Raw genomic sequence first — 12,197 nt, 5'->3', positions numbered from 1 at the left:
TCGATCCGTCGCGATCCGGGTCCCCACCCAGCGCCGCGATGCCGAGCCAGTCCGCGCAGACGTCCGAGGTCGCCGGGCGTGCAGTCGTGGACGAGAGGTGGGGGACATGGCCGTACCAGTCGTCGCGGGTCTCGGTACGGCACAGCCGCCGGGCGCCGCGCAGAACGAGCTCTGGGAGGGGTTCTTCTCCCGGCACTTCTCCGGCACCACCCGGGCGCTGGCCGAGCGGATCTTCGCGCACTCCGGGGTGACCCGCCGCCAGGCCGCGGTCAATCCGCTGCTGGAGGACGTCTCCGAGTGGCCGACCGAGCGCCGGATGCGGCGCTACCAGGTCGAGGCGCTGCCGCTGGGCAAGGAGGCGGTGGGCCGGGCGTTGACCTCCGCCGGTCTCGCCGCCGGCGACGTCGGGCTCTTCGTGGTCTGCTCCTGCACCGGGTACGCCACCCCGGGGCTGGACATCCTGCTCGCCCGTGACCTGGGCATGGCCCCGGACACGCAGCGCATGTTCGTCGGGCACATGGGCTGCTACGCCGCGCTGCCCGGGCTCGGCGCGGCGGCCGACTTCGTCACCGCGCGCGGGCGCCCGGCGCTGCTGCTCTGCGCCGAGCTGACCAGCCTGCACATCCAGCCGGCGAGCGCGCGGATGGACACCCAGCAGATCGTCTCGCACGCGCTCTTCTCCGACGCCGCGGTCGCCGCCGTGGTGGTTCCCGGTGCGACCGACCCGGATGCTCGCGGTGGGTACGCGCTGCGGGAGGTCACCTCGGTCACCGACACCTCCACCGCCGACCACATGACCTGGGACGTGACCGACACCGGCTTCCGGATGGGCCTGTCGCCGAAGGTCCCGCAGGTGCTCTCCACGCACGTCCGGGGGCTGGTGGACGGCCTGCTGGCCCGGCACGGCACGGACATCTCCGAGGTGGACGGCTGGGCGGTGCACCCGGGCGGCCCGCGCATCCTCAACGTGGTGGAGCGGGAGCTGGCCCTGCCGCCGGAGGCCCTCGCGGCCTCCCGGGCGACGCTCGACGAGCACGGCAACTGCTCGTCCCCGACGGTGCTGCTGATCCTGGACCGGTTGCTGCGGGCGCCCGTGCCGCCCCGGCGGATCGTGATGCTGGCCTTCGGGCCGGGCCTGACCCTCTACGCCGCCCTGCTGGAACGCCGCCCCTGAACCGCGCCGCCGCCGGCCCTCTGCCGCACCGCCGCACCGCCGCGACGCCACAACACCGCTGCCGCGCTGCGGCGCGACGCCGTAAGGCCGCAAGGCCGCCAAGCCGCGACGCCGGTGCCGCGCCGACGCCGGTGCCACGACGCCGACGGGACGGCGGGTTCGGCGGTGGCTGGTTACGCTCGTCGAGTGGATGACCGGCCGGACGACCGGCTACGCGGCGGCCTGCTGGCGGTGGCGGCCCTGCTCGCCCTGACAGCGGGTGGTTGGTGGTGGTGGGCCGAGGCTCCGGCCACCGACCCGCGCGGAGTGGCGGTGGGGACGAGCCCGCCGCTGCGCGGTGCCGTCCCGTCCCGGTCCCCGCAGACCCTCGACGAGGTGCTGGCCGCGAACCCCGGCGCGGCCGTCCGGGTCCATGTCGACGGCTCCGGCCGCGTCATCGAGGCGACCGCGCTGCCGGGCGAGGACGGCGAGGTCGCGCTGCCCCGGTTCACCGACACCCTCTGGCGGGAGCGGCTGACGCTGCTCCCGGGTCAGGAACCGGTACGCCGGCAGTCGGCGGCCGACGGGGCGCGGCACCTGTTGCAGTACCGCTGCACCGGCGCCGGTGAGCTGGCGATCTCGATCGACCACGGTCCGGGCACCGACACCGCCCGGACGACCTGCAACGGCGGGCTGGGTGAGTTCGACCTGCCGGATCCGACGGCGCCCATCCGGATCGAGTTCTCCGCCGTGGGTGCCAGGCCGGTCGAGCTGGCCGCGCAACTGGTCGCCCTGCCCTGAGCCGGGTCGTTGTGATCGGCGCCCGGGCGCGGTGCCGGGATCGGCGTCCGGACCGCCGGGCCGGGTCAGCGGACCAGACGGCTCAGATCGGCCCGGTAGTCGCCGGCGGCGGCCAGGTCGGGAATGACCCGCTGGACCGTGCCGGAGCGGTCGACCAGCAGCGCGGTGGCGATGCCGGGGCGGGGGTCGAGGTGCAGCGCGGCGCGTACGCCGCCGGCCGGGTCGGCGAGGGCGCGTACCGGTCCACCGGGGATCGGGTCGGGGCCGACCGTACGGCTGCCGGTCACGGTGACCACCGAGACGCCGGCGGGGGCGGCGGCCGTCGCGGCGGCGACCTGCTCGGTGCAGGCGCAGGCGTCCACCAGGATGATCATCGCGGGCAGCAGCCGTCGCAGCGGCACCGGCGACTGCCCGGCGTCGACCAGGTCCAGCGCCGGCAGCGGCCGGCCGGTCAGGGTGCCGGGTGCGGCCGACGAGGGGTACGGCAGGACGGTCGGTCGCTCGGTGCCGCGGGGCGAGCGGGGCCAGGTGACCGCGAGCAGGCCGCCGACGGTGGTGAGCAACGCCACCACCAGGATCAGCACGGGCAGGGCGACGGGTGGCCGCCCGTCGGGGCGCAGGGTCAGCCCGAACCGTCGGCGGGGGCGGGTGCCGGCGGCCTGGCGCCGCAGCTCGCGACGGAGCTGCTCGGCCTCCTCGGCCAGCGCCGACGCGTCGTCCGGCACGACCACCCGACCCCACTCCGGAGGCAGGTCGGGCAGGCCGTCGGACGGGCCGTGGCCCTCTGCGTCAGGCATGCTCATCGGACCCCCGCCAGAAGTGCTCGTGAGCGGACAGCGGTACCCCTTCAGCGTCCCGCAATGCCCCCTGCTGCCGCCAGACCTGGGCGGGCCGGGCGCTGCCGGGCTACCATGGGAGAAGCGCGTAGCCCGAGAAATCCACGCTCCGATCACCCGTACCGGGTTGTCATCCGTTCATCACGGAGCGTGTGCAAACCATCGGTTTGACTGCCTGTCAAGCCGAAGAAATACCTCTCACAGGGCCCCTGAGCTGCGCCAACGGTCAGGACAGCGGTGAGACATCCGTGCCTGAGCGTGTTACCCTAGACACAGCGAAAGGGGTTTCGAACCTATGGTTTTCAGTGTCGGCGAGACCGTTGTTTACCCCCACCACGGGGCCGCACTCATCGAGGCAATCGAGACTCGGGTCATCAAGGGCGAGCCCAGGGAGTACCTCGTCCTGAGGGTCGCGCAGGGTGACCTGACGGTCCGGGTGCCCGCTGAGAACGCCGAGATCGTGGGTGTGCGCGAGGTGGTCGGCGAAGAGGGCCTGGGCAAGGTCTTCGACGTGCTCCGTGCACCGCACACCGAGGAGCCGACCAACTGGTCGCGGCGTTACAAGGCGAATCTGGAGAAGCTGGCCTCCGGCAACCCGCTGAAGGTCGCCGAGGTCGTCCGCGACCTGTGGCGCCGGGAGCGGGAGCGGGGTCTGTCCGCGGGTGAGAAGCGCATGCTCGCCAAGGCCCGCGACATTCTCGTCGGCGAGGTCGCGCTGGCCGAGAAGAGCACCAAGGACGAGGCGGAGACGCTGCTCGACAAGGTCCTGACCGAGGCCTGATCCCACCGGATCGTCGTACCCGTCCCAGAGCAAAGAAACCACCAGGACCGCGACGTGACCGCGCAGCTGAATCCGCGCGGTGACGTCGCGGTCCTCGTGCCTGCGGCCGGTGCCGGGGTACGCCTCGGCCCCGGCGCGCCGAAGGCACTGCGCCTGCTCGGCGGCGAGCCGCTGCTGGTGCACGCCGTACGCCGGATCGCCGCCGCGGCGTCGGTGCACACCATCGTGGTGGCCGCCCCGGCGGCCGAGGTCGCAGCGGTCCAGCGGTTGCTGGCCCCCGTGGCGCCGGTCGTGGTCGTGGCGGGCGGCGCGGAGCGCCAGGCGTCCGTGGCGGCCGCCCTGGCCGCCGTGCCGCCGGGGCCCGACATCGTGCTCGTGCACGACGCCGCTCGCGCGCTGACCCCACCCGAGCTGGTCGAGTCGGTGGCGGCAGCGGTCCGCGCCGGGCACCACGCGGTGATCCCGGTGCTCCCGGTGGTCGACACGATCAAGGAGGTCGGCACCGGCGAGGTGGTCCTCGGCACCGTCGACCGGTCCGCGCTGCGCGCCGTGCAGACCCCGCAGGGCTTCCGGCGGGACGTGCTCGCCGCCGCGCACGCCGCGGCGGGCGACCCGCTCACCGACGACGCCGGGCTGGTCGAGAAGCAGGGCGTACCGGTCTTCTGCGTACCGGGCTCGGAGTACGCGTTGAAGGTCACCCGCTCGTTCGACCTCGCGCTCGCCGAGTACCTGCTGGCCGCCGGCCACTGACGCGTACCCTCGGCTCATGATCGTTCCCCGGGTCGCCGTCGGCACCGACATCCACGCCTTCGCGCCGGGCCGGCCCTGCTGGCTCGCCGGGCTGCACTGGCCGGGCCAGGACGGCCTGGCCGGTCACTCCGACGCCGACGTGGTCGCGCACGCCGCCTGCAACGCGCTGCTCTCCGCCGCCGGGCTCGGCGATCTCGGCGCCAACTTCGGGGTCGACCAGCCCGAGTGGGCCGGCGCCTCCGGGGTGGCGCTGCTGACCGAGTCGGCCCGGCGGGTCCGCGCGGCCGGCTTCGAGATCGGCAACATCTCCGTCCAGGTGGTCGGCAACCGGCCCCGGATCGGGCCGCGCCGTGAGGAGGCGCAGCGGGTGCTCTCCGCGGCGGCCGGCGCGCCGGTCACCGTCTCCGCCGCCACCAGCGACGGGCTCGGCTTCACCGGACGCGGCGAGGGGCTCGCCGGCATCGCCGTCGCGCTGGTGTACGAGGCCGCCTGACCCCCCGGCCGGCGGCACCGGTTGCGGCGGGTCGACCCCGGGCCCGAGTCAGGGGCGGCGGGACCAGGTCCAGGCGTACCCCTCGTCCTCGCACTCGCCGGCCGCGTCGCAGAGGTCGAGCGGGCGGAAGGTGTCCACCATGACCGCCAGCTCGTCGAAGAAGTCGGCCCCGATGGAGCGCTCCGCCGCACCCGGCTGCGGGCCGTGGGTGAAGCCCGACGGGTGCAGCGAGATGGAGCCCTGCTCGATGCCGGAGCCGCGCCGGGCCTCGTAGTTGCCGCCGGTGTAGAAGAGCATCTCGTCGGAGTCGACGTTGTGGTGGTTGTACGGCACCGGGATGGCGTCGGGGTGGTAGTCCACCTTGCGCGGAACGAACGAGCAGATGACGAAGTTCGGGCCCTGGAAGGTCTGGTGCACCGGCGGCGGCTGGTGGATCCGGCCGGTGATCGGCTCGAAGTCGTGGATGGAGAAGGACCACGGGTACATGTGCCCGTCCCAGCCGACCACGTCGAACGGGTGGTTGGCGTACACGTGCTTCGTCCACCCGCGCCGGTGGCGTACCAGCACCTCGACGTCGGTGCCGTCGACCAGCAGCGGCGCGTCCGGCCCCCGGACGTCCCGCTCGCAGTACGGCGAGTGCTCCAGGAACTGGCCGCGCACCGACAGGTAGCGCTTGGGCGGGCCGATGTGCCCGGTCGCCTCGACGGCGAGCAGCCGGGTCGGCGCGTCGCCGGTCGGCACCAGCCGGTGCACGGTCGAGGTGGGGATGACGACGTAGTCGCCGGCCACCGCGTCGAGCACGCCGAAGGTGGACTCCACCCGCAGCGTGCCGGCCTCGACGTAGAGGCACTCGTCGCCGGTGGCGTTGCGGTACAGCGGGGAGGGCCGGTCGGCCAGCACGTACGCGATCCGGACGTCGTCGTTGGCCAGCAGGTAGCGCCGTCCGAGGACCGGGTCGGCGCCCGTGCCGTCGAGCTTGTGGGTACGCAGGTGACGCGGCTTGAGCGGGAGGTTCGGCACCCGGGTGTACGCAGGCGGGGTGAACTCCTCGGCGGCGACGATCGCGGTCGGCGCGTACCGGTGGTAGAGCAGGGACGAGTCGGAGGAGAAACCCTCCTGGCCCATCAGCTCCTCGGCGTAGAGGCTGCCGTCGGGCTGACGGAACTGGGTGTGCCGCTTGCGGGGTACCTCGCCGACGCTGCGGTAGTACGGCATGTCGCCTCCCGTTATATCCCGTTCTCCGGCCGATGGCGTCCGATAATCGGACGCTGTTGTCCGTTCCTTGTAGCGTCCCGTAGATTCTTGTCTCGTGTCAACGCAGGTCCCCCACCTCTTCACCGGCCTCGTCGACGACGCCGCCGTCTTCCCGCCCGGCAGCGCGTCCCTGCCGGACGCCGTCGCCGCGCACCACGGGCACCGCGACGCCTGGTACGCCGACCTGGTCGGCCCGCTGCTGCTGCCCGCCTCGACCCTGCCCGCCCTGGCCGACCTGCTCGGTCCCGGCGAGTCGTTCGCGGTCGGCGTCATCGGTGACCTGCCGATCGGCCGGCTCGACGCGGCCCTCGCCGAGGCCGATCGCCGGATCACCGTCCGCCAGCTCGAGGTGGCCGTCGCCAAGCGCGGCGAGGACCCGCAGCCCGGGCTGGCCGAGCTGCTGAAGCTGGCCGAGCGGCTGACCGGCGTCGCCGTCTACGCCGAGGTCCCGCTGACCTTCGGCCTGACCGGCGCGCTGGACACCCTGGCCGCGGCGCGGGCCGACGGGCTGCCGGTCGCGGCGAAGTTCCGCACCGGCGGGCTGGCCGCCGAACTCTTCCCCACCCCGGTCGAGCTGGCCGCGGTGATCTGCGCCTGCCGCGACCGGGGCCTGCCGTTCAAGCTGACCGCCGGGCTGCACCACGCGGTGCGCCACCTCGACCCGGAGACCGGCTTCACCCACCACGGCTTCGGCAACGTGCTGGCCGCCACCCTCGCCGCCGCCGAGGGCGCCGAGGTGGACGCCGTCGCCGCCCTGCTCGCCGCGACCGACCCGCGGCCCCTGGTCGAGCAGACCCGGGCGCGGTGCGACGAGCAGCGGCCGCTCTGGGTCGGCTTCGGCTCGTGCAGCATCCTGGAACCAATGACCGATCTGATCCGGCTGGGGCTGGTGAACGGGGGATTCGACCGATGAACGAGCGCAGCGGAGTGGTGGCATGAGCTGGGTGACTGGCGTGGACGGTTCGCCGTACGGGGTGACCAACCTGCCGTACGGGGTGTTCCGGCACGACGGGCGCGGGCCGCGGATCGGCGTACGCGTCGCCGACCTGGTGCTCGACCTGGCCGGCGCGGAGGCCGCCGGGCTGGTGCTCGCCGCCGGGGCGCTGGGCCGCCCCACCCTCAACGACTTCATGGCGCTGGGCCGTCCGCAGTGGACGTCGGTGCGGCAGCGCATCGTCGAGCTGCTCACCGACCCCGCCCACCGGGCGGCGGTGGAGCCGCTGCTGGTGCCGCTCGCCGAGGCCGAGCTGCTGCTGCCGTTCGACGTGGCCGACTACGTCGACTTCTACTCCTCCGAGCACCACGCCTCGAACGTCGGGCAGATCTTCCGCCCCGGCCAGCCGGCGCTGCTGCCGAACTGGAAGCACCTGCCGATCGGCTACCACGGCCGGGCCGGCACGGTGGTCGTCTCCGGCACCCCGGTGGTCCGCCCCACCGGGCAGCGCGCCACCCCGCAGGGCCCGACCGCCGGCCCCTCCGTACGCCTCGACATCGAGGCCGAGGTGGGCTTCGTGGTCGGCGTACCGAGCGCCCTCGGTGACCGGGTCGCCGCCGCCGACTTCGCCGACCACGTCTTCGGGGTGGTGCTGGTCAACGACTGGTCCGCCCGGGACATCCAGGCCTGGGAGTACCAGCCCCTCGGCCCGTTCCTGGGCAAGTCCTTCGCCACCTCGGTCTCGGCCTGGGTGACCCCGCTGGACGCGCTCGCCGACGCGTTCGTGCCGGCGCCGGAGCAGGACCCGCCGGTGCAGGACTACCTGCGCGACACCCCGCACCTGGGGCTGGACCTGCGGCTGGCGGTGGAGTGGAACGGCGAGCGGGTCGCCGAGCCGCCGTTCGCGACCATGTACTGGACGCCTGCCCAGCAGTTGGCCCACCTCACCGTCAACGGGGCCTCGCTGCGCACCGGCGACCTCTACGCCTCCGGCACCGTCTCCGGGCCGGACCGGGGCCAGGTCGGCTCGTTCCTGGAGCTGACCTGGGGCGGCACCGAGCCGGTCAAGGTCGGTGGCGGCGAGACCCGCACCTTCCTGGAGGACGGCGACACGGTCACCATCCGGGCCACCGCCCCCGGCCCGGACGGCACCACCATCGCCCTGGGCGAGGTCACCGGGCGGATCCTGCCGGCCCGCTGACGATCCGTCTTCGCCGGTCGCACCGGCTGTGCGACCGCCGGGCCCTCCTGCCGCGTTTGATCGACCGGATTCGGTCACCACCCCACGCCGTCCCGTCCCGGGGCGGCGTGGGTCGTGACCGGCGTGGCACGTCCCAGCGGACAGGAGGTACGAACATGAGCGATCTCGTGGGCGCGATCTGGCGCACCAGTAGTCGTTCGAACGATCAAGGGCTCTGCGTGGAGGTGGCGGACAACCTCGTACGCGATCGCGGCGTGGTCGGGATACGCGACTCCAAGGACCCCGACGGGCCGGTGCTCGTCGTCGGTCCGCCGGGCTGGACGGCGTTCGTCGAGGCGATCCGCCTCGACGGATTCCGCCCCTGACCGACCAGGCGAACCGCGCCGGTGCCCCGATCCGGGGCACCGGTGACGGAAATTCCGTCGCAGCACCCCCCGTGGCGCGCTCACCCGCCGTACCGTGGACGCCACGGGAGGTGTCATGTCGACGGTCACGGTCACCGAGTTCATCGAGGCGCGGGCCGACGACGTGTGGGCGCTCCTGGTCGACCTGCCGGTCCGCGCGGAGTGGCTCGGCACCGTCGGTGGCGTCGAGCTGCTGACCCAGGGCCGGCTGGCTCCGGGCACCGCGTGGCGGGAGACCCGCACCAGGCCGGACGGCGGCGACCAGGCGGAGGAGTTCGTGGTGCTGGAGGCGCGGCCGCCGCACCGGCTGGTGCTCAGCTCGCCCGGCCTCGGCGTGGACTACCGGATCACCTGGACCGTGCGCACCGTGCGCCGCCGAGGCCGGGGCTGCACGGCGGTCACGGTGGAGCAGCAGGCGGTGCCGATCGCTCCGTACGGCCGGGTGGTCGCGCTGCTCTTCGGCGGGCTGGCCGCCCGCGCGGTGGAGGGCGCCATGCGCCGCGACCTCGCCGACCTCGCCGCCGCGGTGCGCGCCAGCGACACCGAGGCGGCCTGATCCCCGCCGAGTGCCCGTCGCGACCTGCGCGGGGCGGCCCGGGGTCGTCTCGGTAGGGTGCCGGGCGGAGGTGCGCATGGGTGTCCCGAAGGGCCGGCGACGGATCGTGGTCGTGCTCGCGGCGCTGCTCACCCTCGGGGCGGTCGCCGTCGTCGGCTACCGGGTGCTGGCGCCCGCCGAGGTCGTCACGCCCGCCCAGGACGACCTGCCGCCACTGGACACCCCGGCGGTCGGCGTGGTGGGCCGGCTGCCCGTCGCGCCGTTGATCGTCGACGGCCGGCTCCGGGTGTACGCGGCCCAGCGCCAGGTCTACGCCGACCGGCCCGCCGACAGCCGGCACCGGGTCACCCCGTTCTGGTCGTACCGGCGGTGGCCGGCCGAGCTGCACGCGGTGCTGGTCTCCGGCACCACGGTGGTGAGCCGCTGGTCGGACGGGAAACTGGTGGCGCTGGACGGCCGTACCGGGAAGGTGGCCTGGCGGGCCGATGGCCCGGTGCCCGGGTCGGACTTCGCCGCCCGGCGGACCGGCGCGGCCGTCGTCTGGGACCCGCGGGGGATCTTCGTCGCGCCGGCTCCGGACGGCCGGACCACCCTGGTGGCGTCCGGCAAGGGTGGGCTGCGCGGGTACGCGCTGGCCGACGGGCGGGAGCTCTGGCGGGCCGCCGGGGACGCCGAGTGCCGCACCGATCTCGGGACCACGGCGGCCGGCCAGGTCCTCTCGGTGGACGCCTGTGCCGACCCGGCGACCGTGGAGTTCCGCGACGTCGCGACCGGGGCGGTGAGCACCCGCTGGCGTCCCCCCGCCGCCGGCCGGGAGCTGTCCGTCACGCCGCTGGGGTGCCTGACCCCGCACTCGCAGTGCCGCGGGCTGCGCACCTCGGACGGCCGGGGCTGGCTGGTCGGCCCCGGTGCGCCGGTTCCCTCGCCGGTCCTGGGCGCCGAGGAGGTCACGCTCTGCGGCGAGTTCGCCGTCGGGGTGACCGACGGCGTGCTGATCGGCCGGGACGCGCGCACCGGGAAGTTGCGGTGGCGGCGGGGCGACCTGGGCGAGGTGCGGGTGATCGCGGCCGAGCCCGGTCGGGTGCACGTGCTGACCCGGCAGCGGGACCTGATCACGCTGGACCCGAGGACCGGGGCGCAGCGGTCCCGCTTTCTGATGACGGTCGGGCGGGACGGCATCGGCTGGCAGCCGGGGCGGGCGTACGCGGTCGACGGCTACGTGGCCGTCGAGCGGCTGCGCGAGGGGGCCGGTCCGGAGGACGACGACCAGGGCTACTTCCTGATGGCCGAGCCGGTGGTGCTGGCCGCGACCTGAGGTCCGCCTCCACCGGATCGGGCGGAGGCGGACCGGTCACCGCGCTCAGGCGAGCGCCGACTCCGCCGCCAGGAGGAAGGCGTCGTTCTCGGCCGGGGTGCCGATGGTGACCCGCACCCCGTCGCCGGCGAACGGCCGGACGATCACACCGCGCGCCTCGCACGCCTTGCCGAAGTCCACCGCCCGGTCGCCCAGCGGCAGCCAGACGAAGTTGGCCTGGCTGGACGGCACGTCCGGGACCAGCTTGCGCAGCGCCTCGGTGACCCGGTCCCGCTCGGCGACGACCAGCGCGCAGCGCCGCTGCACCTCGTCCGCCTGCGCCAGCGCGGCCAGCGCCCCGGCCTGGGCGGCCATGCTGGTGGAGAAGGGGGTGACCACCTTGCGGACGGCGGCGGCCACCTCGGGCGCCGCGACCAGGAAGCCGATCCGCAGCCCGGCCAGGCCCCAGGCCTTGGAGAGCGTGCGGAGCACCACCACGTTCGGCCGGTCCAGGTAGGTCAGGCCGTCCGGCACGTCGGGGTCGGTGACGAACTCGCGGTACGCCTCGTCGATCACGACGAGCACGTCCTCGCCGACGGAGTCGAGGAATCGGTCCAGCTCCGCCTTGCGTACCGCGGTGCCGGTGGGGTTGTTCGGGTTGCAGACCAGCACCATCCGGGTCCGCTCGGTCACCGCCGCGGCCATCGCCGTCAGGTCGTGCCCGTGCCCGGCGTCGTTGGGCACCCGCACGCTGGTCGCGCCGCTGGTCGCCGCGATGATCGGGTACGCCTCGAACGACCGCCACGAGTAGAGCAGCTCGTCGCCGGGCAGGCAGGTGGCCCGGACCAGGTGCTCGGCCAGCGCCACCGACCCGCAGCCGGTGGCGATCCGGTCGGCGTCGACGCCGTACCGCTCGGCCAGCGCCTGGCGCAGCGCGACCACGCCCATGTCGGGGTAGCGGTGCGAGCCGGTGACCGCCTCGGTGACCGCCTCGACCACGCCGGGCAGCGGGCCGTACGGCACCTCGTTGCTGGCCAGCTTGATCGCCTCCGGCAGACCCAGCTCACGCGCCAGGTCCGCCGGGCTGCGACCCGGCACGTAGTTCGGCAGCGCGTCCAGGTCGGCGCGGGTCAGGCGCAGCGCGGGGTGGTGACGTCCGGCGTCGGTCATGGGGTGTCTCCCGGGGAGTCGGCACGGTCGTGCGGGGTGGCGGGGGTGGCGGGGCCGCCGGGTCGCGGCAGCCGTACCACGACGGTCTGTGCGCGCTTGTCGTGCAGCGCCTGGCGCAGCGGGTGGTCGAAGAGGGCGGAGACCGCGTCGACGAACTGCAGGAGCAGGCCGAAGCCGCAGCAGTACCAGAGCAGGGTGGGCATGCCCAGCGTGCTCCACCGGCGGGTCGCCCGGCCGAAGCCGAGCGGCTGGTCCGCCTCGACGGAGACCGCCTTGATCCGCATCACCCGCTTGCCGAAGGTCTGCCCGCCGGCGGCCATCGCGGGCACCTCGTACGCGAACCAGAGCGCGGTGGCGATCACCAGGATGGCGATCTGGAGACCGGCCGCCTGGTCACCCGGGGCCGGCAGCGGCGCGTTGGTGGTGTCGCCCGTACTGGCCCGCCGCCACGCCTCGTCGAGGGCGGGGGAGAGCTCGCGGACGTACCGGTAGACGAACCACCCGTTGACCAGCACGTTGAGCAGGAAGACCAGACCGAAGTCGATCAGCCGGGCGACCAGTCGGGTGCCG

At 74.4% G+C, this 12,197-nt stretch carries 14 protein-coding genes; 10 read left to right on the top strand and 4 right to left on the bottom strand.

All coding sequences use genetic code 11. From position 1 onward, the window contains the following. Nucleotides 1-106 precede the first annotated feature (106 nt). Together ACSNN7_RS26960 and ACSNN7_RS26955 are read left to right on the top strand one after the other, a co-directional pair. Nucleotides 107-1,174 carry a type III polyketide synthase gene (locus tag ACSNN7_RS26960; protein ID WP_436683806.1) on the top strand — a complete coding sequence of 356 codons (1,068 nt, stop codon included), beginning with the start codon at nt 107-109 and terminating at the stop codon, nt 1,172-1,174. A 186-nt stretch (nt 1,175-1,360) separates the two neighbouring features. Continuing rightward, nucleotides 1,361-1,954 carry a hypothetical protein gene (locus ACSNN7_RS26955; protein ID WP_436683804.1) on the top strand — a complete coding sequence of 198 codons (594 nt, stop codon included), beginning with the start codon at nt 1,361-1,363 and terminating at the stop codon, nt 1,952-1,954. Between the two features lie 65 nt (nt 1,955-2,019). Here ACSNN7_RS26955 and ACSNN7_RS26950 read toward each other — a convergent pair whose 3' ends face one another. Next, a complete protein-coding gene (locus ACSNN7_RS26950; RefSeq protein WP_436683803.1) occupies nt 2,020-2,757 on the bottom strand; it encodes a hypothetical protein in 738 nt (245 codons plus the stop codon). Nucleotides 2,758-3,085: 328 nt separating this feature from the next. Between ACSNN7_RS26950 and ACSNN7_RS26945 the strand changes: the two genes are divergently transcribed. Genes ACSNN7_RS26945 through ispF form a run of 3 tightly spaced genes read left to right on the top strand, consistent with a single transcriptional unit; the run spans nt 3,086 to nt 4,814 of the window. Then, complete coding sequence (locus ACSNN7_RS26945) at nt 3,086-3,571, top strand: CarD family transcriptional regulator (RefSeq protein WP_013288937.1); 486 nt, start codon at nt 3,086-3,088, stop codon at nt 3,569-3,571. A 54-nt stretch (nt 3,572-3,625) separates the two neighbouring features. Further along, nucleotides 3,626-4,321, top strand: coding sequence for a 2-C-methyl-D-erythritol 4-phosphate cytidylyltransferase (gene ispD, locus ACSNN7_RS26940; RefSeq protein ID WP_436683801.1), 696 nt, complete (start codon nt 3,626-3,628; stop codon nt 4,319-4,321). Between the two features lie 16 nt (nt 4,322-4,337). Then, nucleotides 4,338-4,814 carry a 2-C-methyl-D-erythritol 2,4-cyclodiphosphate synthase gene (gene ispF, locus ACSNN7_RS26935; protein WP_436683800.1) on the top strand — a complete coding sequence of 159 codons (477 nt, stop codon included), beginning with the start codon at nt 4,338-4,340 and terminating at the stop codon, nt 4,812-4,814. Between the two features lie 48 nt (nt 4,815-4,862). On the opposite strand, the gene ACSNN7_RS26930 is transcribed toward ispF, so the two are convergent. Next, nucleotides 4,863-6,029, bottom strand: coding sequence for a homogentisate 1,2-dioxygenase (locus ACSNN7_RS26930; protein ID WP_436683799.1), 1,167 nt, complete (start codon nt 6,027-6,029; stop codon nt 4,863-4,865). 94 nt (nt 6,030-6,123) lie between these two features. Here ACSNN7_RS26930 and ACSNN7_RS26925 point away from each other — a divergent pair, with 94 nt between their 5' ends. The 5 genes from ACSNN7_RS26925 to ACSNN7_RS26905 all read left to right on the top strand — a co-directional run bounded on the left by ACSNN7_RS26925 (nt 6,124) and on the right by ACSNN7_RS26905 (nt 10,478). After that, the gene (locus ACSNN7_RS26925) at nt 6,124-6,981 is read left to right on the top strand and encodes a hypothetical protein (RefSeq protein WP_436683798.1); all 858 of its coding nucleotides are present in this window, start codon (nt 6,124-6,126) and stop codon (nt 6,979-6,981) included. 22 nt (nt 6,982-7,003) lie between these two features. Beyond that, the gene (gene fahA / locus ACSNN7_RS26920) at nt 7,004-8,203 is read left to right on the top strand and encodes a fumarylacetoacetase (protein ID WP_436683797.1); all 1,200 of its coding nucleotides are present in this window, start codon (nt 7,004-7,006) and stop codon (nt 8,201-8,203) included. Nucleotides 8,204-8,358: 155 nt separating this feature from the next. Next, entirely contained in the window at nt 8,359-8,568 is a 210-nt protein-coding gene (locus tag ACSNN7_RS26915; RefSeq protein WP_436683795.1) for a DUF397 domain-containing protein, read from the top strand. Nucleotides 8,569-8,683: 115 nt separating this feature from the next. Beyond that, nucleotides 8,684-9,163 (top strand): SRPBCC family protein, encoded by a 480-nt coding sequence (locus ACSNN7_RS26910; RefSeq protein ID WP_436683793.1) that lies wholly within the window; start codon nt 8,684-8,686, stop codon nt 9,161-9,163. A 76-nt stretch (nt 9,164-9,239) separates the two neighbouring features. Continuing rightward, nucleotides 9,240-10,478, top strand: a complete 1,239-nt coding sequence (locus tag ACSNN7_RS26905; RefSeq protein ID WP_436683792.1) for an outer membrane protein assembly factor BamB family protein — start codon at nt 9,240-9,242, stop codon at nt 10,476-10,478. 45 nt (nt 10,479-10,523) lie between these two features. Here ACSNN7_RS26905 and hisC read toward each other — a convergent pair whose 3' ends face one another. Beyond that, on the bottom strand, nt 10,524-11,627 hold the full coding sequence (hisC, locus tag ACSNN7_RS26900; protein WP_436683790.1) for a histidinol-phosphate transaminase: 1,104 nt from the start codon (nt 11,625-11,627) through the stop codon (nt 10,524-10,526). After that, a partial coding sequence (locus ACSNN7_RS26895) for an RDD family protein (RefSeq protein ID WP_436683788.1) occupies nt 11,624-12,197 on the bottom strand: 574 nt, incomplete at its 5' end. The genes ACSNN7_RS26895 and hisC, both read right to left, overlap by 4 nt.

The sequence above is a fragment of the Micromonospora sp. URMC 105 genome (genome assembly GCF_051386295.1).
Taxonomy (GTDB): Bacteria; Actinomycetota; Actinomycetes; order Mycobacteriales; family Micromonosporaceae; genus Micromonospora.
This window is presented reverse-complemented; position numbering and strand designations above follow the sequence as displayed.